Annotated in this window: 25 protein-coding genes and 1 tRNA gene; 11 read left to right on the top strand and 15 right to left on the bottom strand. The window is 51.7% G+C overall.

Going from position 1 to position 24,680, the window contains the following annotated elements; genetic code table 11:
- Positions 1-127 precede the first annotated feature (127 nt).
- The 4 genes from I6L53_RS03055 to lsrR all read right to left on the bottom strand — a co-directional run bounded on the left by I6L53_RS03055 (position 128) and on the right by lsrR (position 5,372).
- Positions 128-2,095 (bottom strand): YjhG/YagF family D-xylonate dehydratase, encoded by a 1,968-nt coding sequence (locus tag I6L53_RS03055; protein ID WP_042321804.1) that lies wholly within the window; start codon positions 2,093-2,095, stop codon positions 128-130.
- Positions 2,096-2,351: 256 nt separating this feature from the next.
- On the bottom strand, positions 2,352-2,702 hold the full coding sequence (locus I6L53_RS03050; protein WP_042321801.1) for a cupin domain-containing protein: 351 nt from the start codon (positions 2,700-2,702) through the stop codon (positions 2,352-2,354).
- A 12-nt stretch (positions 2,703-2,714) separates the two neighbouring features.
- Positions 2,715-4,307, bottom strand: a complete 1,593-nt coding sequence (lsrK, locus tag I6L53_RS03045) for an autoinducer-2 kinase (RefSeq protein ID WP_042321799.1) — start codon at positions 4,305-4,307, stop codon at positions 2,715-2,717.
- 108 nt (positions 4,308-4,415) lie between these two features.
- Positions 4,416-5,372 (bottom strand): transcriptional regulator LsrR, encoded by a 957-nt coding sequence (gene lsrR, locus I6L53_RS03040; RefSeq protein WP_042322706.1) that lies wholly within the window; start codon positions 5,370-5,372, stop codon positions 4,416-4,418.
- A gap of 249 nt (positions 5,373-5,621) precedes the next feature.
- Between lsrR and lsrA the strand changes: the two genes are divergently transcribed.
- From lsrA to I6L53_RS03005, 7 genes are read left to right on the top strand one after another with little or no spacing between them, the layout of a single operon-like run.
- A complete protein-coding gene (lsrA, locus tag I6L53_RS03035) occupies positions 5,622-7,175 on the top strand; it encodes an autoinducer 2 ABC transporter ATP-binding protein LsrA (RefSeq protein ID WP_042321793.1) in 1,554 nt (517 codons plus the stop codon).
- Positions 7,169-8,218 (top strand): autoinducer 2 ABC transporter permease LsrC, encoded by a 1,050-nt coding sequence (gene lsrC, locus I6L53_RS03030; RefSeq protein WP_042321789.1) that lies wholly within the window; start codon positions 7,169-7,171, stop codon positions 8,216-8,218. Before lsrA ends, lsrC begins: the two co-directional genes overlap by 7 nt.
- Positions 8,218-9,216 carry an autoinducer 2 ABC transporter permease LsrD gene (lsrD, locus tag I6L53_RS03025; protein ID WP_042321786.1) on the top strand — a complete coding sequence of 333 codons (999 nt, stop codon included), beginning with the start codon at positions 8,218-8,220 and terminating at the stop codon, positions 9,214-9,216. The genes lsrC and lsrD overlap by 1 nt, the downstream gene beginning before the upstream one ends.
- A gap of 26 nt (positions 9,217-9,242) precedes the next feature.
- The gene (lsrB, locus tag I6L53_RS03020; RefSeq protein ID WP_000155278.1) at positions 9,243-10,265 is read left to right on the top strand and encodes an autoinducer 2 ABC transporter substrate-binding protein LsrB; all 1,023 of its coding nucleotides are present in this window, start codon (positions 9,243-9,245) and stop codon (positions 10,263-10,265) included.
- Between the two features lie 28 nt (positions 10,266-10,293).
- Complete coding sequence (gene lsrF, locus I6L53_RS03015; protein WP_042321783.1) at positions 10,294-11,169, top strand: 3-hydroxy-5-phosphonooxypentane-2,4-dione thiolase; 876 nt, start codon at positions 10,294-10,296, stop codon at positions 11,167-11,169.
- A gap of 49 nt (positions 11,170-11,218) precedes the next feature.
- Positions 11,219-11,509 (top strand): (4S)-4-hydroxy-5-phosphonooxypentane-2,3-dione isomerase, encoded by a 291-nt coding sequence (gene lsrG, locus I6L53_RS03010; protein ID WP_042321781.1) that lies wholly within the window; start codon positions 11,219-11,221, stop codon positions 11,507-11,509.
- 11 nt (positions 11,510-11,520) lie between these two features.
- The gene (locus I6L53_RS03005; protein ID WP_042321779.1) at positions 11,521-12,267 is read left to right on the top strand and encodes a beta/alpha barrel domain-containing protein; all 747 of its coding nucleotides are present in this window, start codon (positions 11,521-11,523) and stop codon (positions 12,265-12,267) included.
- Between the two features lie 912 nt (positions 12,268-13,179).
- Here I6L53_RS03005 and I6L53_RS03000 read toward each other — a convergent pair.
- The 7 genes from I6L53_RS03000 to I6L53_RS02970 all read right to left on the bottom strand — a co-directional run bounded on the left by I6L53_RS03000 (position 13,180) and on the right by I6L53_RS02970 (position 18,903).
- Positions 13,180-14,091, bottom strand: a complete 912-nt coding sequence (locus tag I6L53_RS03000) for a sce7725 family protein (RefSeq protein WP_000273847.1) — start codon at positions 14,089-14,091, stop codon at positions 13,180-13,182.
- Entirely contained in the window at positions 14,073-14,960 is an 888-nt protein-coding gene (locus I6L53_RS02995; protein ID WP_001672564.1) for a sce7726 family protein, read from the bottom strand. Before I6L53_RS02995 ends, I6L53_RS03000 begins: the two co-directional genes overlap by 19 nt.
- Before the next feature lie 239 nt (positions 14,961-15,199).
- Complete coding sequence (locus tag I6L53_RS02990; RefSeq protein ID WP_042321775.1) at positions 15,200-17,533, bottom strand: primase-helicase zinc-binding domain-containing protein; 2,334 nt, start codon at positions 17,531-17,533, stop codon at positions 15,200-15,202.
- Between the two features lie 14 nt (positions 17,534-17,547).
- A complete protein-coding gene (locus tag I6L53_RS02985; RefSeq protein ID WP_000743146.1) occupies positions 17,548-17,868 on the bottom strand; it encodes a DUF5375 domain-containing protein in 321 nt (106 codons plus the stop codon).
- Positions 17,865-18,092, bottom strand: a complete 228-nt coding sequence (locus I6L53_RS02980; protein ID WP_042321772.1) for a hypothetical protein — start codon at positions 18,090-18,092, stop codon at positions 17,865-17,867. The genes I6L53_RS02985 and I6L53_RS02980 overlap by 4 nt, the downstream gene beginning before the upstream one ends.
- Complete coding sequence (locus I6L53_RS02975) at positions 18,089-18,640, bottom strand: host cell division inhibitor Icd-like protein (RefSeq protein WP_072015729.1); 552 nt, start codon at positions 18,638-18,640, stop codon at positions 18,089-18,091. The genes I6L53_RS02980 and I6L53_RS02975 overlap by 4 nt, the downstream gene beginning before the upstream one ends.
- A complete protein-coding gene (locus I6L53_RS02970) occupies positions 18,637-18,903 on the bottom strand; it encodes a helix-turn-helix transcriptional regulator (RefSeq protein ID WP_000556587.1) in 267 nt (88 codons plus the stop codon). Before I6L53_RS02970 ends, I6L53_RS02975 begins: the two co-directional genes overlap by 4 nt.
- A 539-nt stretch (positions 18,904-19,442) precedes the next feature.
- Here I6L53_RS02970 and I6L53_RS02965 point away from each other — a divergent pair.
- The 3 genes from I6L53_RS02965 to I6L53_RS02955 are packed head-to-tail and all read left to right on the top strand — an operon-like array spanning position 19,443 to position 21,011.
- Positions 19,443-20,186, top strand: a complete 744-nt coding sequence (locus I6L53_RS02965) for a hypothetical protein (protein WP_042322701.1) — start codon at positions 19,443-19,445, stop codon at positions 20,184-20,186.
- 3 nt (positions 20,187-20,189) lie between these two features.
- Positions 20,190-20,429, top strand: a complete 240-nt coding sequence (locus tag I6L53_RS02960) for an STY4826 family bacteriophage gene regulatory protein (RefSeq protein WP_001661919.1) — start codon at positions 20,190-20,192, stop codon at positions 20,427-20,429.
- 15 nt (positions 20,430-20,444) lie between these two features.
- Positions 20,445-21,011: a phage polarity suppression protein gene (locus I6L53_RS02955; protein WP_042321766.1), complete on the top strand. Its 567-nt coding sequence runs from the start codon at positions 20,445-20,447 to the stop codon at positions 21,009-21,011.
- Between the two features lie 219 nt (positions 21,012-21,230).
- Here the strand turns inward: I6L53_RS02955 and I6L53_RS02950 are convergent, their stop codons facing one another.
- Together I6L53_RS02950 and I6L53_RS02945 are read right to left on the bottom strand one after the other, a co-directional pair.
- The gene (locus I6L53_RS02950; RefSeq protein WP_042321763.1) at positions 21,231-21,794 is read right to left on the bottom strand and encodes a PDDEXK family nuclease; all 564 of its coding nucleotides are present in this window, start codon (positions 21,792-21,794) and stop codon (positions 21,231-21,233) included.
- Positions 21,791-22,027, bottom strand: coding sequence for a helix-turn-helix domain-containing protein (locus I6L53_RS02945; protein ID WP_010376679.1), 237 nt, complete (start codon positions 22,025-22,027; stop codon positions 21,791-21,793). Before I6L53_RS02945 ends, I6L53_RS02950 begins: the two co-directional genes overlap by 4 nt.
- A 55-nt stretch (positions 22,028-22,082) precedes the next feature.
- On the opposite strand from I6L53_RS02945, the gene I6L53_RS02940 reads away from it, so the two are divergent.
- Positions 22,083-23,078, top strand: coding sequence for a DNA-methyltransferase (locus I6L53_RS02940; protein WP_000970946.1), 996 nt, complete (start codon positions 22,083-22,085; stop codon positions 23,076-23,078).
- A gap of 53 nt (positions 23,079-23,131) precedes the next feature.
- Here I6L53_RS02940 and I6L53_RS02935 read toward each other — a convergent pair whose 3' ends face one another.
- On the bottom strand, positions 23,132-24,391 hold the full coding sequence (locus tag I6L53_RS02935) for a tyrosine-type recombinase/integrase (protein WP_042321761.1): 1,260 nt from the start codon (positions 24,389-24,391) through the stop codon (positions 23,132-23,134).
- Positions 24,392-24,554: 163 nt separating this feature from the next.
- Positions 24,555-24,639, bottom strand: a tRNA-Leu gene (locus tag I6L53_RS02930).
- Positions 24,640-24,680: the final 41 nt, after the last annotated feature.

The following is a 24,680-nucleotide window of genomic DNA, read 5'->3' as shown; positions in this document are numbered from 1 at the left end:
GATAACGATTCACTTTCCTGAAAAATAAAAAAAGGCGTCCCTCCCGTAAAGGATAATATATTTCAGGCTCACACAATCAGCCGCCGGAAATAACTTTCCGGCGACCAGATAAATTAATTTTAATTATTCAAAGCCCAAGTGCTTTTTTTCCGGCGTTGATCACCTCAATAATTTTATCTGTATCGTAGATGCACCCTTTCCAGGTTCCACCGCTTACGGCCTGCAGCGCGGCCCACAGTCGCGTATCGTCAGGCAGATAATCATGAGCTTTAAGGTCGGGATGTAGCTCGCGCTCCGCCAGTACCGTCGCGCCCTCCTCCGGCGTCAATCGTGCTTGCACACTGCCGATAAAGTTCACGCTGCCCTTCAATGACAAACGATCGACCACGATTTCAATCACATCCCCCGTGCGCAGTTTGCCGATCGGTCCTCCCGCCAGCGCTTCCGGCGCAACGTGTCCCAGGCAAGCGCCGGTGGATACGCCGGAAAAACGGGCATCGGTAATGAGCGATACCGTTTTCCCCCACGAGATATGTTTCAGCGCCGAGGTGAGCTGGTAAGTCTCCTCCATACCGGTGCCGGATGGCCCGCCACCGATGATCACCATGATATCGCCCTGCTGGATCTGCCCCTGTTTGATGGCTTTGATCGCCGCCTCTTCCGAGACAAAGACGCGCGCCTCTCCCGTATGACGATACACACCGTCCTCATCCACCACTGACGGATCGATAGCCGTCGCTTTGATCACCGAGCCTTCTGGCGCGATATTGCCCACCGGGAATGCCACCGTGGAGGTCATCCCTTTGGCTTTTGCCCCTTCCGGCGAGAGGATCACCTCATCTGGTTCCACACCGTCACGATCGCGCAGGCACTGACGGAATTTCACCCGTCGTTCGGCGTGCTCCCACCAGTCGAGGTTCTCACCGAGCGTCTGCCCGGTAACCGTCATCACATCTTCATGCAGCAGCCCCAGTCGACGCAGGTGTAGCATCACCTCCGGCACACCTCCCGCCAGGAATGCGCGCACCGTCGGGTGATAATCCGGCCCGTTGGGCAGCACGCTGACCAGGCGCGGCACCTTGCGGTTGATGGCGCTCCACTGCGCCACATCCGGCAGGCGACATCTGGCTGCATGGGCGATAGCCGGTATATGCAGCAGCAAATTCGTCGATCCCCCGAAGGCCGCATGCACCACCATCGCATTCTCTATCGCTTTATCGGTGAGGATGTCGCGGGCGGTAATTCCCTTCTCATCCAGCGCCATTACTGCACGTGCCGACTGACGCGCTATCTCCAGCCACACGTCCTGACCCGATGGTGCCAGCGCCGAGTGCGGCAGCGCCAGTCCTAACGCTTCTGCCACCACCTGCGAAGTCCCTGCGGTGCCCAGGAACTGGCATCCGCCGCCAGGCGATGCACAAGCGCGACACCCTAATTCGGACGCCTCTTTCAAACTCAGTTCATTATTCGCATAACGCGCCCCGATGGTTTGCACCTTTCCGGCATCTTCACCAAAGGTAGGCGGTAATGTCGCCCCACCCGGCACAAGGATCACCGGCAGATCGTGCATTGACGCTAGTGCAATCATCGTCGCGGGCAACCCCTTATCGCAGGTCGCCACGCCGATTACCGCCCGCCGCGTCGGCAGCGAACGAATCAAACGACGAAAGACAATTGCGGCGTCGTTACGATAAGGCAGCGAATCGAACATTCCGTGTGTGCCCTGCGAACGACCGTCACACGGGTCGCTGACAAACGCAGCAAAGGGAATGCCATTAAGGCGGGTGATCTCCTTCGCCGCCGCCGACATTTGCAGGCCAATCTCCCAGTGCCCGGTGTGATAACCGAGGGCAATGGGGCGGCCATCCGAATGGCGAATACCGCCCTGCGTGCCAATCAATAACACTTCCCGGCCAGTGAGCTTGTTAGCATCCCAACCCATTCCAGCGTTTTGCGTCATGCCAAAAAGATTGCCGCTGGGAGACTCCAGTAGCATCTGCGGCGTCAGGGGTAATGCCCCCTGGGGGCCGGCTGCGTGGGTTTTCACCGCATAGAACTGTTCATCCTGCGGCGTAAAAATGGTGTTGATAGACATCGTCTCACTCTCCCGAGCGTCGGGGTTCAGGTCGCTCCATTGTTGTTCTACATTATAGAACAACGTTCTTATTTATAAATTCACTGTAATGCAGGCCGTGCGTAGAGGTAAATCAGAGAGAGGAGCAGGCTGTGTGTTTTTTAGCCTTGATCACAAAACAGTGAGCAACAAAATGTAACGAGGAGGGAATCGCAACGGAACGGTCGGATAGCAGAGCGCTCTCCGACCATTGATGACTTTGCATAAATCTCAAAAACTAATACCCGGCAGGCTCGACAGGATGGCTGTCACCCGGAATATGCGGGGATTTCACAAAGACGCCTTTCCACGGCACGTCCCCTTTGTTCACCAGAAAATGCGCTTCACCGGGATCGCAGTGCAGGACATCCCCCGAGCCTAACGTGTAGGGCTCACCGTTCAGGTACAGCGTCACTTCGCCTGCCAGGGTATAAAAAATTTCGCAGGCTTCGATGTGCCGATGGTTGGGAAAAGACTGACCGGGCTGGAGCATGACGACCCCCATGTCACACACCGGACCGCGAATGAGGTATTTCGGGCCACTGTCGCCAAAACGGTACTCATGCTGCGCTTCATTAGATTTAATCATTACGATCTCCTGTTATAAACCCGGCGCTTTCCACAAAGAGGTCGTCAACCCATGATCGACCAGACCTAACTGCTCCTGATATACCGCCTGCCATTTCTCGCGTGATTCCCGATAAAGCTCGTGCTTCTCTTTATCCGGCACATGCTCTCGCTCCCAGCGCACCAGTCGCTCGCCGGTCTCGGCCATTGATGACCAGATCCCTGCCCCGACGCCGGCCGCAATGGCGCAGCCCAGCGCCGTTGCCTCTTTGACGACCGGAACGTTGACCGTCAGCCCTGAAACGTCTGCCAGAATCTGGCTCCAGAGCTTGCCCTTCGAGCCTCCTCCTGCAAACACCAGTGAAGTAGGATGGATGCCGGTAAAATCAGCGATTTGCTGTAAATTGCAGGTCGACACAATGGCCGCATTCTCTTCCAGCGCGCGGAACAACGTGGCCTTGTTGCATTTTTCCGGATCGATAGACAGGTTGATGAACGAAGGCGCGGCGTGATACCAGCTTTTAAAGCGCATCCGGTCAGAGAAAATCGGCATCACACCCCATGCGCCTGCCGGTACCCGGGAGGCCATCTCTTCCAGAAGCGTGTAGGTGTCAACGCCCAGACGCTCGGCGATCAGCTTTTCTTCGGCGCAGAACGCGTCGCGGAACCAGCGCATCGTCAGACCGGTAAAAAAGCTGATGGATTCGGTTTGCACCATTCCCGGAATGACGTGCGGATTAATGCGCACGTTCATCTCTGGATCAACAATCGGCGCGGGTAAATTCACTACCTGTTGCCAGAATGTGCCGCCCAGTACGGCGGTTTGCGCCGGACGCACGACTCCAAGACCCAGGCAGCCCAACTGAACGTCTCCGCCGCCCACTACCACCGGCGTGCCCGCTTTCAACCCGCACTGCGCGGCGGCCTGGGCCGTCACCCTTCCCAGCAGCGTTCCGGTCTCTTTAACCGGTGAGAGAATATCCGACCGCAGTCCTGCCATCTGTAGCAATGACGGCTTCCAGTCGCGCGTTTTGAGGTCCAACAGGCCCGTTGTTCCGGCATTGGAAGGATCCACCGCCAGCTCGCCGCTGAGCATGTAGGCCATCCAGTCGCTGATCATCGTGACCGTTGAGGCGCGACGATAGATATCCGAACGATGGTGCGCCAGCCAGAGCAGACGTGGGATGGCGCTCAGCGCCAGCGTCTGACCCGTGCTGCGATAGACCTCACTTTCGAAGGTGTAGTCGTGGATCTCCTTAAGCTCGCTGACTTCCCGTGCCGCTCTGGCATCCACGTTTGCACAGGCCCAGACAGGCGTTCCTTCTGCGTCATAGACCACAATGCCTTCGCGCATCGAACAGGCGGAAACGGCGGCAATCGCGTCCGGCGCAATCCCGGCGTTATGCAATGCCTGACGGATGCATTCACAGGCCAGTTGCCAGTTTTTCCCCAGATCAAACTCCATCGAGCCGGGAACATCCGGTACGGCGAGGTGCCGCCATTCCGCTTGTCCCACCGCGATTTGTTTGCCTTCCAGGTCGAAAATCACAGCACGAACGCTTCCGGTTCCGGCGTCCAGTGCCATCAGGTAATGTGCTGATTCAGAGAGGGTACAGAGTCGGGCCATCGTTTTTGTCCTCGGCTTATTATATCTGTCAGGTCGTCAATGCTTTCTCCACGGTACAAACGGAAATTCTGTTACTCCCCTGCCGTGCGCCTGCACGGCAGATACGCATTACTGCCCGCTGACAATGGCGGCAGCAGTTTCCTGGTCAGTGACCAATGCGTTGATATAACCCCCTTTCATCGCCGCGGCGATCGCTTCCGCTTTATTCCCCCCCCCGGCAACGCCGATCACCGTCGGGATCGTCTTCAGGGTATTGAGGGTTAACCCGATCAGTTCATCGTGGATCTTCATATCCGGAATCACCTGCCCTTCGCCATCAAAGAAGTAGCCCAGAATGTCGCCCACGGCGCCTTTGCGACCAATCATCAACTGCTCACCCTTAGTGATATAGCCTGAGCGAATAATGGTGGCCTCATCTTTCTGGTTGATTGCGCCGATACCGACAATTGCCGCATCGGCGGCCTGGGCGGCCAGCAGGACATCCTGGACGCTGTTTTCATTTTTTAACGTCCGGGCAATCTCTGCGGAAGAGGCGCGAAGCGGGGCCGGAATAATACTGACCGGACAGGCCGCGTTGAGTTGTCCAATCCCGGTCATGTAGGGCCCCACGCCACCGGAGAGCGTCACCAGGCGAATTTGTTGAGCAGAGATAAACCCGCTCAGCCGTTTTAAGGTATTCATGGTCGCCTCGCCGAAGCCCGCCGCCAGAATCTGCTGCGGCTGGAGTGACTCCATCAGCATATGCGCGGCGCCAATCCCCAGGCGAACGCAGGCATCCGCTCCAGGGAGTCCCGGGATAACCCGCACATTGTTCAGGTCAAAGCGACGACGTAATTCAGTTTCATATTCCAGACAGCCTTCAAAGCGAGAATTAATCTGTACGCGAATAATCCCGGACTGATGCCCCTTCTCCAGCAGGCGCGACACCTTAAGCCGCGTCAGCCCCAGCCTGTTGCTGATGTCGCTCTGCGTCATACCGTCGTGGTAATAGAACCACGCAATGCGCGCCACCAGCTCTTCTTCACTCATCCCTTGCTCGGAAATCATCGGGTCGTTAATAGTCATCATTCTGTCTTCACTTTGAACATATCGAATTTCTGAACACAATTGTTCATTCATTGGTCGTTAATAACTGTGATTAAACCCACACTTCAGTGGCATTTGTTTGAACAAATTTAATATTGATGATCATTTTAGCATGAAACGTGATCTATTCGTCGGTTTTATGAGCAGTTAGGTCATAAGGTTATGAACAATTCGAATCGCACAATACATTTGTTCAACCTGATTCTACCCAGGACGAACGGAGGTGGCATGCAAATGAGTCACGAAAAGATCGCACCACTGCTCAGCGCTCAGTCTGTGAGCAAGCAGTATTCCGGAGTCAAGGTACTGAAAGGTATTGACTTTGTTTTGCACAAAGGTGAAGTCCATGCGCTCCTGGGTGGGAATGGCGCAGGGAAATCCACGCTGATGAAAATCATCGCCGGCATTACTCCCGCGGACAGTGGCGTTATTGAGATTGAGGGATCCCGCTGTACAAAACTGACGCCCATTCTGGCGCATCAGTTGGGGATCTACCTTGTGCCCCAGGAGCCGCTGCTCTTCCCCAGCCTGACGGTAAAAGAGAATATCCTCTTTGGCCTACCCAAACATCAGAACTCGACGCAAAAGATGAGCGCGATGCTGACCGCGCTGGGCTGTCAGTTTGATATTAACAGCCCGGCGGGTTCACTGGATGTCGCCGATCGACAAATGGTCGAAATCATGCGCGGGTTGATGCGCGATTCGCGAATTTTGATCCTTGATGAGCCTACCGCCTCACTGACGCCTGCGGAAACCGATCGCTTGTTTAGTCGTCTGCGTGAATTGTTGAGCACCGGTGTGGGGATCGTCTTTATCTCCCACAAGCTGCCTGAGATACGCCAGATCGCGGATTACATTAGCATTATGCGGGACGGGACCATTGCGCTTTCCGGTAAAACAGCGGATCTGACCACCGACGAGATTATCCAGGCCATCACGCCCGCGTCACGCACGAATGCGCTGAGTGCGACACAGAAACTGTGGCTGGAGTTGCCCGGCAACCGTCCGCAGCACGAGGCAGGCACGCCGGTGTTAAGCCTCGAGAATGTGACCGGAGAAGGATTTATGAACGTCAGCTTCGAAGTCCGCACCGGAGAAATTTTAGGTCTGGCTGGTCTGGTCGGCGCCGGGCGCACCGAACTTGCCGAAACGCTTTATGGGCTACGCCCTCTGCGAGCCGGGAATATCATGCTCGGCGGCACAGATATCTCCGCATTTTCAACGCGCGAACGTCTGCAACACGGTCTGGTGTATTTACCGGAGGATCGGCAATCGTCAGGGCTGAACCTGGATGCCTCGCTGGCGTGGAATGTTTGCGCGTTAACTCACAACCAAAGCGGTTTCTGGGCCAATCCGGCAAAAGACAGCGCCACGCTCGAACGCTATCGCCGCGCGCTCAATATTAAGCTGAACGATTCCGAACAACCCGCCCGCACGCTCTCCGGCGGTAATCAGCAAAAAATTCTGATCGCCAAATGCCTCGAAGCCTCGCCGCAGGTGCTGATTGTGGATGAGCCGACACGCGGTGTGGACGTCTCTGCCCGTAACGACATCTACCAGTTACTCCGCAGTATTGCGGCGCAGAATGTCGCGGTGCTGTTCATCTCGTCCGATCTGGAGGAGATCGAACAGATGGCCGATCGCGTTTACGTCATGCACCAGGGGGAAACCGGCAACGAGGCTCTGCAGGGCGACGAGATTAATGTCGACACCATCATGCACGTAGCGTTCGGCGACAGCACGTCAGGGACTACGCCACATACCGGGGAGGCGCCATGCTGAAATTTATCCAGAATAACCGCGAGGCAACCGCACTGTTGGCCGTGCTGTTGCTGTTCGTTCTGCCGGGGATGCTTGACAGCCAGTACCTCAGCGTTCAGACGCTGACGATGATCTTCAGCAGCGCCCAAATCCTCATGCTGCTGGCGATGGGGGCAACGCTGGTGATGCTGACCCGCAACATCGACGTATCGGTTGGATCGGTAACCGGGATGTGCGCTGTGCTGTTGGGACTGCTGCTAAACGCGGGATATCCCTTGCCTGTGGCCTGCGTCGCGACGCTGCTACTGGGACTGCTGGCGGGGTTTATCAATGGTGTGCTGGTCGCCTGGCTGAAAATCCCGGCAATTGTCGCCACGCTGGGAACGCTGGGGTTGTATCGCGGCGTCATGCTGCTCTGGACGGGCGGTAAATGGATTGAAGGACTGCCGGCACAGCTTAAGCAACTCTCTGCTCCGGTTTTCCTCGGCATCTCCGCCATCGGTTGGCTGACCCTGCTGCTGATGCTGCTGATGGCCTGGCTGCTGGCAAAAACCGCTTTTGGCCGCTGTTTTTATGCCACCGGGGATAATTTACAGGGCGCACGGCAGCTGGGTGTACGTACCGAAGCCATCCGTATTCTGGCCTTCTCACTCAATGGCTGCATGGCGGCGCTGGCCGGGATCGTCTTTGCTTCGCAGATTGGCTTTATCCCTAATCAGACGGGAACCGGGCTGGAAATGAAAGCCATTGCCGCCTGCGTACTGGGGGGAATCAGCCTGCTGGGGGGGTCCGGGACGATCGTTGGTGCCGTGCTCGGTGCCTATTTCCTGACACAAATCGACAGCGTGCTGGTCCTGCTGCGCATTCCGGCGTGGTGGAATGACTTTATTGCCGGTCTGGTTCTGCTGGCGGTGCTGGTATTTGATGGCCGGCTGCGCTGTGCGCTGGAACGTAATATCCGTCGGCAAAAATATGCCCGCTTCACTCCGCCGCCCCAGCCGCGTCCGTCGGCAAAAAGCGCAGCGGATACTGTGCGCACCGCCAAAAAACGTGAGGTTGCCTGATGACTCGTTTACACCGTTACGGCTGGGAACTGGCGCTCGCCGCGCTACTGGTTATTGAGATTCTGGGATTCGGCGCCCTGAACCCGCGCCTGCTGGATCTGAACGTCCTGCTGTTCAGCACCAGCGACTTTATCTGCATTGGCATTGTCGCCCTGCCCTTAACCATGGTGATCGTCAGCGGCGGGATCGATATCTCCTTTGGCTCCACGATGGGGCTGTGCGCCATCGCGCTGGGCGTGATGTTCCAGGGAGGCGTACCGCTGCCGCTGGCCATTATCCTGACGCTCGCGCTGGGTGCGCTGTGCGGTCTGATCAACGCCGGACTGATTATCTACACGGGTGTGAACCCGCTGGTTATCACGCTTGGGACATTATACCTGTTCGGCGGCAGCGCATTGCTGCTCTCGGGGATGGCCGGGGCGACCGGTTATGAAGGCATCGGCGGCTTCCCACAAGGCTTCACCGATTTTGCCAACCTCGATGTGTTGGGCCTGCCCGTGCCACTGATCTTCTTTCTCGTCAGCGTGCTCTTTTTCTGGTTACTGATGCACCGAACCCACGCCGGACGAAATGTCTTTCTGATTGGGCAGAGCCCCCGCGTGGCGCTGTATAGCGCTATCCCGGTGAACCGGACGCTGTACGCGCTGTACGCGATGACCGGTTTTGCCTCGGCGGTCGCAGCGGTGCTGCTGGTCTCTTATTTTGGCTCCGCGCGTTCCGATCTTGGCGCGTCCTTCCTGATGCCGGCCATCACGGCGGTCGTCCTGGGCGGCGCCAATATCTACGGCGGTTCCGGGTCAATTCTCGGCACCGCCATCGCCGCGCTGCTGGTGGGCTATTTGCAGCAGGGGTTGCAGATGGCTGGCGTGCCCAATCAGGTATCCAGCGCCCTCTCCGGCGCATTGCTTATTGTCGTTGTCGTAGGTCGTTCCGTCAGCCTGCATCGTCAGCAAATTAAAGACTGGATGGCGCGTCGTCGCGCTATCCGGCAGGCCTGAAACCCATTGCCCTAAAGGAAAAGTACATGACTATTCAGAGCATTAAAAAAATTGCCGTAATCAGTACCCTTAGCCTGGCGGCGTTTACCCTCAACGCTTATGCCGCAGAGCGAATCGCGTTTATCCCCAAACTGGTTGGCGTGGGATTCTTTACCAGTGGCGGTAACGGTGCCCTGGAGGCCGGTAAAGAACTGGGTGTCGATGTTACCTATGACGGCCCGACGGAGCCCAGCGTGTCCGGTCAGGTTCAGCTCATCAATAACTTCGTCAACCAGGGGTACAACGCCATTGTGGTTTCCGCCGTTTCGCCGGATGGCTTATGTCCGGCGTTAAAGCGCGCCATGCAGCGCGGCGTGAAGGTGCTGACCTGGGATTCTGACACCAAGCCGGAATGCCGTTCGTACTATATCAACCAGGGCACGCCAGCCCAGTTAGGCGGCATGCTGGTTGATATGGCTGCAAATCAGGTCAAAAAAGAGAAAGCCAAAGTGGCCTTCTTCTACTCCAGCCCTACCGTGACCGATCAGAACCAGTGGGTGAAAGAGGCAAAAGACAAAATCGCCAAAGATCATCCGGGCTGGGAAGTTGTCACCACCCAGTTTGGCTATAACGACGCCACCAAATCGCTGCAAACCGCAGAAGGCATCATTAAAGCGTATGCCGATCTTGACGCCATCATCGCACCGGATGCCAACGCTCTTCCCGCTGCTGCCCAGGCCGCTGAAAACCTGAAAAACACCAGCGTGGCAATTGTCGGATTCAGCACGCCAAACGTGATGCGTCCTTATGTTGAACGCGGCACGGTGAAAGAGTTTGGCCTCTGGGACGTGGTCCAGCAGGGCAAAATCTCCGTGTACGTGGCTGACGCGTTGCTGAAAAAAGGCGACATGAATACTGGCGACAAGCTGGATATTCCGGGCGTGGGCCAGGTCGAGGTCTCGCCGAACAGCGTACAGGGCTACAGCTACGAGGCGAAGGGCAATGGCATTGTGCTGCTGCCTGAACGCGTGGTGTTCACTAAAGAGAACATCGACAAATACGATTTCTGAGTTTCATCCCTTAACCATGGAGTAAAAAATGGCTGATTTAGATGACATCAAAGATGGCAAGGATTTCCATACCGATACGCCGCAGCGCAACACCCCGTTCACGCTTAAGGGATGCGGCGCGCTTGACTGGGGGATGCAGTCCCGACTGTCGCGCATTTTTAATCCTGAGACGGGAAGAACGGTCATGCTCGCGTTTGACCACGGCTATTTTCAGGGGCCGACAACGGGACTGGAGCGTATCGATATTAATATCGCCCCCCTGTTCCCGCTCGCCGATGTGCTGATGTGTACACGCGGTATTCTGCGCAGCGTGGTGCCGCCTGCCACTAACAAGCCGGTGGTACTGCGCGCCTCGGGGGCCAACTCTATTCTCACCGAGTTAAGCAATGAAGCAGTCGCACTTTCCATTGATGATGCCGTTCGTCTCAACAGTTGCGCCGTGGCGGCGCAGGTGTATATCGGCAGTGAGTATGAGCACCAGTCGATCAAAAATATCATTCAGTTGATCGATGCCGGTATCAAAGTCGGCATGCCGACGATGGCGGTAACCGGCGTGGGGAAAGACATGGTGCGCGATCAGCGCTACTTCTCACTCGCCACGCGTATCGCCGCAGAGATGGGGGCGCAGATCATCAAGACCTACTATGTCGATAAAGGTTTTGAGCGCATCGCCGCAGGTTGCCCGGTCCCGATTGTTATCGCGGGTGGGAAAAAATTACCTGAGCGTGAAGCGCTTGAGATGTGCTGGCAGGCCATCGACCAGGGGGCATCCGGTGTCGATATGGGACGTAACATCTTCCAGTCCGATCACCCTGTCGCCATGATGAAGGCCGTCCACGCGGTGGTACACCGTAATGAAACCGCTGAACGCGCGTATGAACTCTATCTGAGCGAGAAAAACTAAAAAGGTCATGGGCCTGCCTGGCGGGCCCATGCGTTTCAAGGAGAACAGTATGCATGTCACTCTGGTGGAAATTAACGTCCACGAAGACAAAGTCGACGAATTTATCGACGTATTTCGCCTCAATCATCTGGGGTCTGTGCGTGAAGAGGGGAATCTGCGTTTTGATGTGTTGCAGGATCCGGAGATTGAGAGCCGCTTTTATATTTATGAAGCCTATAAGGATGAAGCCGCCGTTGCGTTCCATAAAACAACGCCCCACTACCTCGCTTGTGTGGAAAAACTGGAATCGCTGATGAGTTGCCCACGAAAAAAACGCGTCTTCAATGGATTGATGCCATAAGGATCTAAAAAATGAACCGTCCCTTTTCCAGTTTGAATCGCGCAGAGTGCGTATCGTTGATGAAGCGTTACCCGTTAAGCATCGGTATTCTTGCCGGCCAGTGGCTCAAACTCGGTGAGTACCAACAAACGCTTCGCGCACTTGAACAACCTGTTCTTCACCTGGATCTGATGGACGGGCATTTTTGCCCTCAGTTCACCGTCGGTCCCTGGGCAATCGCGCAATTGCCACAGCAGATAATTAAGGATGTTCACCTGATGGTGGATAATCCCTGGCCCGTCGTGCAGGCAAGCGTAAAAGCGGGCGCGCACTGCGTCACGTTGCAGGTGGAGAAGACGCCGCATTTGCACCATATGCTCCATTGGCTGGGCGAGCAAAACGCGGAAGTCTCCGGTGGTACGATGCCGGTGTTGCGAGGGATTAGCCTCTGTCCGGCAACACCACTGGAACACATTCTGCCGGTTATTGAAGACGTCGAGATCGTGCAAATTCTGGCGGTGAATCCTGGTTACGGTAGCAAGCTCAGCAGGTCGGCCTTGCTAAGGCGCATCGCCCAGGTTGTCGCATTACTCAATGCATCCGGGAAGCGGGATTCCATACTTCTGGCCGTTGACGGTTCACTCACCCTGGAAGAACTCCCGGAGATCATCGCCAGTGGCGTCGATCGCGTGGTATCCGGCAGCGCCCTCTTCAGGAACGATGCGCTGGCGGAAAACACCACCCGCTGGTTAACGACGATACATTCTGCGAAGGGGTGATGAGGGGGCTGTCGGGTGGGCGTGATTTGCGGGATAACCTTGTTGAATTAGTTAAGGTTCGGGAGCCAGAGCGAGGCGATCTATTGTTGGAATGGCAAATCTTGTGTGGCGCGGTTTCCGGCAAGTCCGTTGACGTTTATTTTTCGCTTTTGGTGCGAAGGCCGGACTCGAAACATAACTTAACTAAATGAAAAATAAAAATTAAATTTAACAAACTATGACATGTGCCCCCATTTATGCCCCCAACCATTTTTTCACCCCCGCTTCACCCTAGCTAACTGATATGACTCACTAAATAAGTGTTAAAGCTTCTTTTCGGTTAGGATCCGTCACTCGGAACCTAACCGGGACAAGAGTGTCATAAAAAAGTTTTTTTGCATTTAACTGTTCACACTGTTCACCTCGGTTATTTATCATTTTATATCATGTGGTTAGGTAGTGATGAGTTGGTGAAGAGTGAACAGTCGACTCTTCACCTTTATGATTTTTGATCGTCTGGATGTGTCCGGTCAGGTGATGCGCGTGGGGATAAAAAGTTTTTTTGGGTTTTACTGTTCATTCTGTTCACCTCTGGTTTTTTATTAATAATTTCATAATGATACAGGGTGAATATACGGTGAAGGGTGAACAATGAATTGTTCACCCCATGGTGTTGGTCAGATATAAAAAGACCGGCTGTTGCCGGTCTGAGATAGGTTGAATCGCTGTAGGTTTGTTACATTTAGGCAACCAGTCGTCGTAGATTTATTCTTTCCGCAGCAGGTTTTTCCGAAATGCCTGTTTTGTAATCAGCTTTTCATAATTCATCCCGCACTCAACAAGGATCATGATTAGCAGTTAATGTATTGAAATGATGATAAATCCTATTATGATAGTCACTATCATACACATATTTATAAATATATTACAAAACTAGACTGCGATGAAGTTACAGATCGTTTCAATATGATGTTGCATTGACAATTGTTTAACCTGACCTAATCCAGGGTAATGTCTTCGCGCATGCAATGATTTGAACCCTCTTAGGCCTGATGTATTATCAAAAAATTTAGGAAAATTTTGATCGTGCAATACAAGTTTTTCTAAAGCTTGCTGGAATTTGCCTGATGGATTCGAAGGAGTTCCATCATCTACAGAAGAAAAATGTCTAACTGACATAGCGTCAAATTCATTACTATCTAGATAGCTCACATGAATAGTCACTACGTATGCAGGGCCGCCAGACTCAGCGTAATCTGAACCCGCAATATTAAAATCACCAAAACCAATTACTGAATTATGAACTCCGGAATACCTTACATGCAAGTCCGAAAAATATGAATTAGAAGGATAGTCAGCGTTCCTTTTTTTCTTTTTAAAGGGATCATCCATTAATACTATATTGGATAACTGCTGTAAAACAATATTAGGAGAACCTTCAGGTATAATGTTAATAGAAAACACTTTTAAACGAGAAACTAGCTCTTTGGTTACCCCACTCTCAACATAGGATGCTTTCTCACCATTTATAATACCATTCAATCTATCAAATTCTTGAATATCATCAATGTATTTAATACACGGCATGAATGATATTCCTTTAATATTATATAGATTGTTAATAAAATTATTTGTATTACCTTTTAATTCACCTATTTCAGAGTTAACAATTATAATTGGTATAATTTTGTTTTTATTCAATAACTTAACTGCAACTTCGAGCTGTTTGAGATTTTTTCGTACGGGTTCAATTATCGGTTTAAAAAGATCGTTAGGAACAATAGTTGATAACTCTTTTAATGCTATCAACTCGTACTGCTTACCTCTCAGTAAAGGGAAGTACATATATCATCCTTTTCAATGTAGCTTGATAGTATTTTTGTCAGCGATCTCTGACGAGTCTGAGTAATACTATAGCTAATTGCCGATGATTTTAGTGATCTAGGTAGCGTATTAATGAAGCTAATATCATTAGCCCTATGTTTTTTCAGCGAGTTACGAAAGTGTTTTCTTAGGGTATAAGAATCTGTGTTCTCAAATATTTCTAAGCAGAAAGAATATACATCCATGTTTGGTAGGTTAATTTTATCCCCTGATATTTCCTCTGCCATAAATTTATATTCTGCAATTCTCATTGAACCAATCATTAATTTTGGATTAATTTCAGAATTGATGGTTAACGCAGGTTTAATTTCTTCCAGCTTATTTTTATCTGTGAGTTCAATGATACCAACAGCTTCTGGAACGATTAGTTTTATTTTTTCGATGTGAGTTTTTGCTGCTACAACATAAACTTTATCGAATAAGCTTATGTATGAATCTAATTGTTCTGGCAATCTCTTTAGATTATCTAACTCCGTTTTTATTTCATAGCAAGTTGATAATCCATTTAATATTACACAATCAGCTTTATTTGTTCCAACTCGAAATTCAGAAAGCATTACAGCTTCATTTTTTTTATGTTTTTTCAAAAATACTTCGTTTGCTATAATATTTTTGAAAAAATATTCTGATTTATATTCATGTGATAATTTCTTAAATGCTATATCGAATATTTCGGATACTTTAACAGGAAAAAATTTAGGAGTTAAAACATTACCTATTAACTCATGGAGTAAGGAAAAATCGCCATCTGCAACAGCATTAATAGCCTGACTTGTAAATAGCTGTCCAATATTTTTATTATTGCTCATTTCAACACCAATCTCACTCACGCACCTTTAGCCAAAAACCAATAGTATTAGACACAAATAGTAGCGTGATTTCCTTGATTCTCTCAACATTATTAAAGAATTTACGATTTTAAGGGATGCACTTACCACTAAAATCATATTAAAAACAATAATATCAATGAGATAATATTAAATCAACCGAGAAAGAGTGAGCAGCACATTGTTCAGCTTTCGGCAATGGCCATAAAAGAAAAGACCGGCTGTTGCCGGTCTGAGTGAGGTTATGTTGCTGCGGGGTCGTCGCACTTCGGCAGCCAGTCGCCGTAGCTTTCCTCTTTCAGCGACAGATTGGTTTGTATCCCCTGCTTGGTGTGCCGCTTCTCATAATTCAGGCCGTACTCTTTCAGCATCATGGGCAGCCCCAGCCCGAACATTTTCAGGCTGAGCACGTTCCTGTACCCGTTAGCCTCCATATAGGCCAGATACGCGTGATAGAGATATTTACGATAATTACGCGGGATGATGCTGGCATTCCCCATAAACATCCCGTTGGTCTGCGGGAGCATTTCCAGATAACCGCAAAAATCAAACGTCGGATCAGCATCGCGCTTAATGCTGAGCGCCTCGTCGGAGTTCTGCTGCGACTGGAGCAGTGCGCGGGCGGTCATAGGGGCGCTGAATTTCTGCATAAGCTGGCGCACAATCACGGCCAGCTCGCGCGCAATTTTATCCCTGAGCTGCGGGTCGCGTTCCTCCGGGGCAATCTGCTCCGGGAAGTGAATAATCACCCGGCGACGTGACACACCGCCGCTGCGGTCGGTGAAGCGCATGGGATTATTGTTCACAGCCAGAATCACCGCCGGAATATGCGTGGAATAGGGGTTCTGGTATTTCGGGTCAACCGAGACCGCATCGCCGCCGGTGATGGCCTTAAGCCCTGCGCCGTCACCGCTCCATTTTTCCTGGTCAGGCAGACGGATAAGCGAGAAGCCAATCAGGGATGCACGCTTGCGCGGGTCTTCCAGCGTGTCGATATCGGCAGACGTGGCATTATCTTCCCCGGCGAGCAGGGTCGCAATTTCGGCCAGAATACTTTTGCCGCTCCCGCCGGGACCGGTGACTTCGAGAAAGAGCTGCCAGTCGTAGCGGTTCGCCAGCACCATAAACAGCGCGGCCAGAATCACGTCGCGTTTTTGTGGATTTTTACCGGCCGCCCGGTCGAGCCAGCGCCAGAAATTCGGCGCGTGAGTCTCCAGCATTTCGCCTTCTACCGGCGGGGTAAAATCCACGTCGCACAGCGTGCGCAGCCAGTGCGATTTATGATGTGGACTGAATATGCCGCTTTGGGTATCGAGCACCCCGTTGCGAAAACCAATCAGACGCCGTGCCGGTGCCTCCTGCTGCGGAATAATCAGTTTCAGGGTCTCCACCACCGAGGCAATTTTCCCGGATGAGAACGGGGCGCGCAGGCGCTGGAATAAGTCAGCCACATTCCGTGAAAAAGTGGCTGCCGGGATATTTTTCCAGATACCGTTTTCATAGCGGGACAGGAGCTGGCCGTTCGCATCCACCGCCAGCGCTTCGCCGTAATGCTCATGCACCCGCAGAGCCTTGTCGCTGGCGCTCATGGCGGTAAATTCCGCCTCGCTCATGTTATCAAACGGGCTTTGCGCCGGTGGCCGGATGGCGTCATAAATGGCTTTCCGGGTGGCCTCTTCACCTTTCTGCATAAACGCATCATTCCAGTCACCGAACACCGGAGGCAGGGCAACAACGCCCTCACACGCTCCAGCGGCCGCTACGGCTTTACTCTGGCCGTCGCCGTTAAGGTCACGGTCAGCGGCGAGGACAATCTGACAGGCCGGGTACTTCTGACGGGCAAGGCTCGCCAGAGAAAGGAGGTTCACGGAGGACAGCGCCACCATGACGGTTTCCCCGGTCAGGTGATGGACGGTGAGTGCGGTCGCATAACCCTCCGCAATCCACAGGCGTTTTCCGGCCTGTTTTTTCCCTTCGATGACATGACATGCACCTTTGACCTGACCGCCTTTCAGGGTGCGTTTGAGACCGTCAGCATTGATAAGCTGAAGGTTAACCAGTGTGCCGGTATCCTCATACAGCGGGACAACCACATCACCGGCGCGGAACGTCACGCCGCCGGTTTTATGCATGACGATGAGCGTCAGACATTCCCGGTCGGGGAAACCCTTGCGGGTGAGGTAGGCATTGCCGGTGGCCGGTCGGGTTTTCTCCATGAGCCTGACGGCCAGCGCGGCCGCCGCTTTGCGGTCGGCCACAGTTTCGGCCTCTGCGGCCGCAATCACTTCCGGGGCAACCGGCGACAGATTGCCTGTCACGGCGTTCACCTTCCCGGCAGCTTCTGACGGGGTCACGCCAAACACTTTCTCTACCAGCTTAAGCCCGTCACCTGCGCCACACTGATTGCAGAACCACGTCCCGCGCCCTTCTTTATCGTCAAAGCGGAAACGGTCAGAGCCGCCACACACCGGACAGGCCTGATGGCGGTTTTTAATCACCTTCACACCCAGCGCAGGGAGAATGCGCGGCCAGTGGCCGCACGCCTGTTTTACGGTTTCTGTTACGTTCATTTTCATCGTTATTTTCTCCCTCAGTGCAGTACCGGCGACGTGATATGACGGGCGCAAAGCTCATCCATCACGGCCAGCCCGAGAAAGGACAGCGACGGGGCGGCTTTGAGTGGTCCGGCTTCCATTAAATCTTCCAGCAGTGCACAGGCAATCTGGCGGCCTTTTTCCTCGCCGTGCTGGCGCAGGTAGAAGCCCTCCAGCTCGGCGGCAATGGCGCTTTCCAGCGCGTCGAGGGTGAGGTGCGGGTAGCGGTGCTGGCGTTCGCACAGGGTCAGCCAGGCACAGGCCACGGCGCGACGATACAGCGCGGCACGTAATACGGGCGGTAATGGCTTTTTCATACGTTACCCTCCCCGGTCAGCCACTGCTGATTGCAGCGTTCGACCACACCGTCGAGCTGGGCGGTCATGAGGTAAATCACGGAGGTGAGCTGTAAGTGCTGCGCCGGGTCACGACGAACGGTGGCGCAGTCCTGCACCTGTATCAGGTCGCCGACGAGCTGGCCGACGTTGCGCATATGCTCCAGACATTCGAGGTCACGGGCGGTAATAGTGGTGTGTCTCATGCGCGCACCTCCGCAACCGGCAGGCGGCCAGCAAACGAGAGGACGTAATCGCGAACGAGAGAAAGGCGTGCAGCGTGTTCATCACCGGCAACGGTGCGGAGCAGGCAAATACGGGGTTTACGGTCTGCGCGACGAACGGCGGCAAACACAAAGACAAACTGCGGGTGTGACGGGGTGAGGGTCGTAGCCATAGCGGCAACCTCCTGTGAATAGCGGTTATTGCCACCACCGGAGTTCCTACGCTCATGGGTGGTGACCCGAACGGGGGTAGGAATACCGGCTTCACAGAATACCGGCCAGCCCGAAAGCTGCCCCGCCCGGACCACCATTATCTGACAGGGGCTATGGAATAAGCACCACAGCCCGAAAAATGGGTGTGCCTGAGCAACGACGTAAAAAAAGACGCATGGCGCGTCTGTTGTCGCCTGTGAATTACACGGGTTCCTACGCCCGGCTGCCGATTTTGCGACAGCGGGAAAACTATACCTGGAAACGGCGAAAAGAAGCAAGCCAGAAAAAGGGGCTGTTTGCTGAGTGGTTGTCATCATGCGTCATAGCCCCGGTTGCGCTCGGCAATGCGATCCGCCATCCATGCGGTGATTTCAGACTGCGCCCACGCCACGTTTTTCCCACCGAGGGAGATTTGTTTCGGGAAAGCTTCCCGGCTGATGAGGTCGTAAATGGTCGAGCGGGACAGGCCGCACAGATGCATCACTTCAGGCAGACGGATAAAGCGCTCGTGAACGGTATCAGAAACCGGCATCAGCGGCGCGGCAGGGGCAGAAGACGGGGAAGAAAAAGCGGTGTGCATCGGGCTACCTCACAAAGTCCATACAGTGCCGGTCGTGTCCGTCCGGCTTCGGGTAGCTCTCTATTTTGTGAATATTTTCCCTCAGGGCAACAAGTCATTTTGTAGTGCTTCACCACACAACAGAACGATTTTTATACAGTGGTAATCGTTGGCAATCTTTTGGTAATTGTTGGCAAACTGATGGCCTATTCATGATTACTTTTATTTATATATTTTCACTTTTTAATCGTTAAAAAGTCTAAGTGATTGGCTGACTGAAAAAGGGGAGGGTGAACAGTGGTGAACAGACGGTGAACAGTCAGCCCCCTAACTGTTCACCACTTATCTTACTGTATTAATTGTCTTTTTTCTTAAGGTGAACAGTAGTGAATAGTTATAAGTAAAAAAACAAACGGTGAGTAAGGTTTTCCTGCGACCTTTCTCTGGCCAGCCTGATTTTAAGGTCTGTTTGTGCCAGCACTCTGACAACGGCAATGAATCGTGTTGTTGTGCAGGAGGCGTCAGAATCATTTCAGGTTGAACATACGGAGAACCTGAACATGAAACCCGAACTCATTATCAAAGCCATGCAGACCGTTATCAGTAAACAGGATGAAGGCGCGGAACAACGTATTGCCGGTGCGCTGGCCGCACTTAACGAAGCAAAAGACGCACACTCGGCCAGCATGGGTAAACTCAGCGACATTGAGGCTTCCATTCAGCGTTGTGAGCAGGAACGACAGACCGCCCTCAGTGAAAGCGCACAGGCCGAACAGGACTGGCGCAGCCGCTTTCGAACTCTGCGCGGCAACCTCACTCCTGAACTGAAAGCTGAACACAGCAAACGTATCGCCAGCCGCGAACTGGCTGATGAGTTCACCGGTCTGATTACCGAGCTGGAGAAAGACAAAAGCCACGCCATGCTTGGCGCATGCTCCTCCGGTACGGCTTATATCAGCGCCCATGAAAAAGCGTTCACTACCTACGCCAACAGTGAGTGGAAGAAGGCGCTGACCGGTATCAACCCTGCACTGTTACGTGCCTTTCTGTTGCGTATACGGTCGCTGGAAATGAGTGGAGAAACCTCGCCGCGTGCGACCGTGACCCGCGAGCTGGGTGATGCCCTGAATATGCAGTCAGCCCTGTATCATTTTGATATGGAGCAGGAGCCGGTCCTGTCCGTAACGGGCATGAATCGCCCGGTCATAACCGGTGTTGATATGGCGCTGTTAAGAAGCCCGGCCAGACGGATGAAGCTTGCCGCTGAACTGGCCGCAGAAGACCACGAACAGGCAGAGGGCTGAATTATGTTTCACTGTCCGTTCTGCAAAAAGACCGCGCACGTCCGTACCAGCCGGTATCTGTCGGAAAACGTCAAACAGCGTTATCACCAGTGTACCAATATCGAATGTTCGGCCACTTTCCGCACCATCGAGTCGGTTGACGGTGTGATACGTGCCGCACCGGAAAAAACCGCCCCCGCCCCGGTGACGCCACCGCCGCCGCGTAAAGTACAGGGCTGCTACAGCTCGCCGTTCCGGCATTAATCAGGAGAGAGACTCGTGACCACTGTGACCATACAGCAGGCCTTTGAGGCCTGTCAGACGAACAAAAATACCTGGCTGAAACGTAAAGCCGAACTTGCAGACCTTGAACGGGAATACCGTGAACAGCTCCTTGCCGGTGACGAACAAATCCCGCGCAGAATGCAGGATTTGCGCGACAATATCGATGTGAAAAAATGGGAAATTAATCAGGCCGCCGGTCGCTATATCCGCTCACATGAGGAGGTGCAGCACATCAGCATCCGCAAGCGTCTCCATGACTTTATGCAGCAGCACGGCGCGGAGCTGGCCGCCACGCTGGCACCTGAGCTGATGGGATATCACGAACAGCTTCCCGCAGTAAAACAGAGCGCCATGCAGCACTCGGTTGATTATCTGCGTGAAGCCCTGTCGGTGTGGCTGGCCGCAGGTGAAAAAATTAATTATTCCGCGCAGGACAGCGATATTTTAACGGCCATCGGATTCAGGCCCGATGCGGCTTCGCGGGATGATAATCGCAAGAAATTCACCCCGGCACAGAACCTGATTTACACCCGCCGACGTGCAGAACTGGCCGCACGGTAGCACGCAAAAAAATCACCGAAAATTCTGCTATTTTTCCCGAAAAAAGCCATGCTTCCATAAGGTGCATGGTTTTGCATGCAAATCCCCGTATTTTTTATCCCTCGCAACACCAGTACCGGCGCGGTCTGTGCCGGTTCATGCAACTGCATGAAAACTGCCCTATAAAGCGGGCAGGCGTGGCGGGGAGAGCATTGCGCGCGGCTAATTAATACTAACTTATTAATTTTCCGCTTCAAATCCCCCAAGATCGATTTGTTCTTCGATTTCAGGAGTCCAAAGTAATTCTTCTGGAGTAGCATTTGACCAAAGCAATTTACCATACTCGATAACATACTTAACCGGTATTTTAGGATTGTTTATGTCTTTACCATCCCTTTCATGCCATTGTCTCTCCCATTTATCATAGAAGACTTCCAAATCATCAGGCATGAGTAAATAAACTGAACGAATAGTGATGTTACTATAAATTGCGAACACCCATGGAACTTGTCTATATTTCGCAATTATTGTTGGGTTCATATGATGGTGAGTTGAAAAACTCTTGGTTAGCTCAACATTAACTGATTTTAATTCAAACTCGGTACCAGTGACATCTACTGCATCATTACCTTCTCGCCCAGGAAGAACTTTAAGACTTAGAAGTAAAAGAACTTGTAGAAGTTTTCCTCCATTATCTTGGAATATATCATTGATTCCGTGCTTATTAGCCAACCGTTGATATTCTTCAACCTGAGGCCAAAGTGCAATTAAATTTGACCAATCTTGATGCAACTCAAATTTCATACCTGATTATTCTCCAGTAGTGAACTAGGAGAGACACCAAGGGCTGAAGCAATTCGGTCGATATTATCAATAGAAATGTTTCTTTCACATCGCTCTACTGACCCGATGTAAGTCCTATGCAAGCCTGCCAAGTCAGCCAGGGCTTCTTGAGACAGACCTTGTCTCTCCCTTAACTTCCTGATGTTATGGGCAAAAATCACTCTTGCTCTTGAGGGGTTTATCTTTCGTTCCATTCGCGAGACAATGCAGCCTTGATGACAATAGATCTACAGACTATGAGTAGCAGTTATGATGTTCGACGATAAAAAACCTGCGTACAAAACAGATTTGGGTGCAATGTACATTGCTGACTCGCTTGAAATGCTTGAATCGATGCCCGACAACAGCCTAAATTTAGTGATGACAAGCCCACCTTTCGCTTTACAGCGTAAGAAAGAATATGGAAATCACGATCAAGAACAGTACATCGATTGGTTTTTAAAATTTGGCGAGTTGGTTTTTAAGAAGCTAAAAGATGATGGTAGCTTTGTCGTCGATTTTGGTGGCGCTTACATGAAAGGCGTACCTGTTAGAAGTGTTTACAACTTCCGAGTTTTGATAAGGATGATTGATGAGGTTGGATTCCATCTGGCCGAGGATTTCTATTGGTTTAATCCTTCAAAACTACCAAGCCCTATTGAGTGGGTTAACAAAAGAAAGTTGCGTGTTAAAGATTCTGTTAACACAATTTGGTGGTTTAGCAAAACTGAATGGCCAAAGTCTGATATAACTAAAGTTCTTGTTCCGTATAGTGACAGGATGAAAAAACTTATTGAAGACCCTAATAAATTTTATTCCCCCAAAATGCGTCCATCCGGGCATGATATAAGCAGCAGCTTTGGCAAAGATAATGGCGGTGCTATACCTCCAAATCTATTGCAAATTCCCAACTCCGAATCTAACGGAGGATATTTATCCGGTTGTAAAAAAATTGGTGTTAAAGGTCATCCAGCACGATTCCCATCTAAATTACCGGAGTTTTTCATTAATATGTTAACTGAGCCGGGTGATCTTGTTGTTGATATTTTTGGAGGTTCAAACACAACAGGAAGTGCTGCTGAACAATTAAAACGCAAGTGGCTTTCATTTGAGCTCTCACCTGAATATGTAGCAGCTTCTGTATTTAGATTTACAGATAAAAACACAAGCCAAGATATACTCCAAGAAATGTATGACACTATATTAAATGGAAATACACTCGATTTACGCTCCAGAGAAAATAAAGATCAAATCGTAGTTAGCTGATGCGCAAAGAAAGCCAATCATATAATCAGATTGGCTTTTCATTAGCATAATGATTAAGAGTGAAGTTTTGCGTAGTCAAATGAACTAATAGGTTTAATCTTGTTTGCATCAAGATAATCAGCCCACCATTGGACCATTAATCGCCTTTCATCCAAATGTTCAGAAGTATGAATATAAGCCGCCCGGACGCTATTACGCTCTGAATGACTTAATTGACGTTCGATTGCATCTTCGCTCCATAACCCCGACTCACCCAATGCACCACGCGCCATCGTTCTAAATCCATGCCCGCAAACTTCAGTTTTAGTGTCATATCCCATTGCCCGTAAAGCACTATTCACCGTATTTTCACTCATGACCTTTGTTGCGTCGTGATCTCCTGGAAAAAGTAACTCTTTATCACCACTAATCTGCTTAAGCTGCTCTAATAAAATCATCGCCTGCCGACTAAGCGGAACAATATGCTCCTCTTTCATCTTCATCCCACGGTAGGAGTAACGCACGCCTTTAATCTCTTCTCTTTTTGCCGGAATGCGCCAAAGAGATTTATCAAAGTCGAATTCATCCCAACGCGCGAAACGTAACTCACTTGAACGCACAAAAGTTAGTAAGGAAAGTTCGACCGCGATCCGCGTCATTACACGACCACGATATGCAGCAAGACGTGCAAGGAACTCAGGGAACCGGCTAGAGGGTAAAGCTGGATAGTGTCGTGCTTTGGTTGTCGATAACGCACCGGCCATGTCACTGGCTGGATTAGAGTCGATATAATCGTTCTGTACAGCATAACGCATAATAGCCGTGACACGCTGCTGAAGACGCTGTGCAACGTCATGTTTACCACTTGCATCAACTTTTTTAATCGGGGCTAACAGGTGGCTGGTTTTGAGCTGGCGAATGTCGGACGAACCGATATGAGGGAAAATATAAAGCTCAAGATAGCGCAGAACGCGCGATCGATGGTCTTCACTCCATCGCTTGTTACTTTCATGCCATTCACGAGCAATGGTTTCGAAAGTATATGCCCCCGAATTCTCGGCCTGAGCTTCTTTCTGTTCGGCTTTTGGGTCAATGCCCTGCACTAACAGCTTTTTAGCTTCATCTCGCTTTGCTCTTGCCTGTGCAAGCGTCACTGTAGGCCAAACACCAAAAGCGAGGCGATCCTCTTTTTTGTCAGAGGGGCGTCTGTATTTCATCCGCCAATATTTAGAACCCTTAGTCGAAACCTCGAGATACAAACCGCCACCATCGGCCATTTTGTAGGTTTTGTCTTTTGGCTTTGCGGTCTCGACCTGTCTGGCGTTGAGCTTCATTTGGGGGCACATTTCTAATCGAAGTTAAGATGCCCCCAATTATGCCCCCAATGACATCCGGATTTCAACGGACTACCTCGGACAACTCGGGACGAAAAAATCGCTGCAAGCATTGATTTTAAAGGGGTTGGTGGACTTTCTCGGATGGTCTTGGAAGTACTAATGGTGCCGAAGGCCGGACTCGAACCGGCACGTATTTCTACGGTTGATTTTGAATCAACTGCGTCTACCGATTTCGCCACTTCGGCACTGAAGAGGTATGCGGAAAACGTTGTGGATTATACCTGTA

Origin of the sequence: Citrobacter farmeri (assembly GCF_019048065.1) — a bacterium.
Classification (GTDB): Bacteria; Pseudomonadota; Gammaproteobacteria; order Enterobacterales; family Enterobacteriaceae; genus Citrobacter_A; species Citrobacter_A farmeri.
The sequence above is the reverse complement of the archived record's forward strand: the minus strand, read 5'-3'. Positions and strand labels throughout refer to the sequence as shown.

Excerpts from the sequence above, each read along its gene's own strand:
- lsrA (WP_042321793.1), top strand. The coding sequence starts at position 5,622 with ATGCAAATGAGTCACGAAAAGATCGCACCACTGCTCAGCGCTCAGTCT.
- I6L53_RS02980 (WP_042321772.1), bottom strand. The coding sequence starts at position 18,092 with ATGAGACACACCACTATTACCGCCCGTGACCTCGAATGTCTGGAGCAT.
- I6L53_RS02960 (WP_001661919.1), top strand. The coding sequence starts at position 20,190 with ATGTTTCACTGTCCGTTCTGCAAAAAGACCGCGCACGTCCGTACCAGC.
- I6L53_RS02945 (WP_010376679.1), bottom strand. The coding sequence starts at position 22,027 with ATGGAACGAAAGATAAACCCCTCAAGAGCAAGAGTGATTTTTGCCCAT.
- I6L53_RS03000 (WP_000273847.1), bottom strand. The coding sequence starts at position 14,091 with ATGTACTTCCCTTTACTGAGAGGTAAGCAGTACGAGTTGATAGCATTA.
- I6L53_RS02975 (WP_072015729.1), bottom strand. The coding sequence starts at position 18,640 with ATGATGACAACCACTCAGCAAACAGCCCCTTTTTCTGGCTTGCTTCTT.
- lsrR (WP_042322706.1), bottom strand. The coding sequence starts at position 5,372 with ATGACTATTAACGACCCGATGATTTCCGAGCAAGGGATGAGTGAAGAA.
- lsrB (WP_000155278.1), top strand. The coding sequence starts at position 9,243 with ATGACTATTCAGAGCATTAAAAAAATTGCCGTAATCAGTACCCTTAGC.
- I6L53_RS02965 (WP_042322701.1), top strand. The coding sequence starts at position 19,443 with ATGAAACCCGAACTCATTATCAAAGCCATGCAGACCGTTATCAGTAAA.
- lsrF (WP_042321783.1), top strand. The coding sequence starts at position 10,294 with ATGGCTGATTTAGATGACATCAAAGATGGCAAGGATTTCCATACCGAT.
- lsrK (WP_042321799.1), bottom strand. The coding sequence starts at position 4,307 with ATGGCCCGACTCTGTACCCTCTCTGAATCAGCACATTACCTGATGGCA.
- lsrD (WP_042321786.1), top strand. The coding sequence starts at position 8,218 with ATGACTCGTTTACACCGTTACGGCTGGGAACTGGCGCTCGCCGCGCTA.
- I6L53_RS03050 (WP_042321801.1), bottom strand. The coding sequence starts at position 2,702 with ATGATTAAATCTAATGAAGCGCAGCATGAGTACCGTTTTGGCGACAGT.
- I6L53_RS02970 (WP_000556587.1), bottom strand. The coding sequence starts at position 18,903 with ATGCACACCGCTTTTTCTTCCCCGTCTTCTGCCCCTGCCGCGCCGCTG.
- I6L53_RS02985 (WP_000743146.1), bottom strand. The coding sequence starts at position 17,868 with ATGAAAAAGCCATTACCGCCCGTATTACGTGCCGCGCTGTATCGTCGC.
- I6L53_RS03005 (WP_042321779.1), top strand. The coding sequence starts at position 11,521 with ATGAACCGTCCCTTTTCCAGTTTGAATCGCGCAGAGTGCGTATCGTTG.
- I6L53_RS02940 (WP_000970946.1), top strand. The coding sequence starts at position 22,083 with ATGATGTTCGACGATAAAAAACCTGCGTACAAAACAGATTTGGGTGCA.
- lsrC (WP_042321789.1), top strand. The coding sequence starts at position 7,169 with ATGCTGAAATTTATCCAGAATAACCGCGAGGCAACCGCACTGTTGGCC.
- I6L53_RS02950 (WP_042321763.1), bottom strand. The coding sequence starts at position 21,794 with ATGAAATTTGAGTTGCATCAAGATTGGTCAAATTTAATTGCACTTTGG.
- I6L53_RS03055 (WP_042321804.1), bottom strand. The coding sequence starts at position 2,095 with ATGTCTATCAACACCATTTTTACGCCGCAGGATGAACAGTTCTATGCG.
- I6L53_RS02990 (WP_042321775.1), bottom strand. The coding sequence starts at position 17,533 with ATGAAAATGAACGTAACAGAAACCGTAAAACAGGCGTGCGGCCACTGG.
- lsrG (WP_042321781.1), top strand. The coding sequence starts at position 11,219 with ATGCATGTCACTCTGGTGGAAATTAACGTCCACGAAGACAAAGTCGAC.
- I6L53_RS02935 (WP_042321761.1), bottom strand. The coding sequence starts at position 24,391 with ATGAAGCTCAACGCCAGACAGGTCGAGACCGCAAAGCCAAAAGACAAA.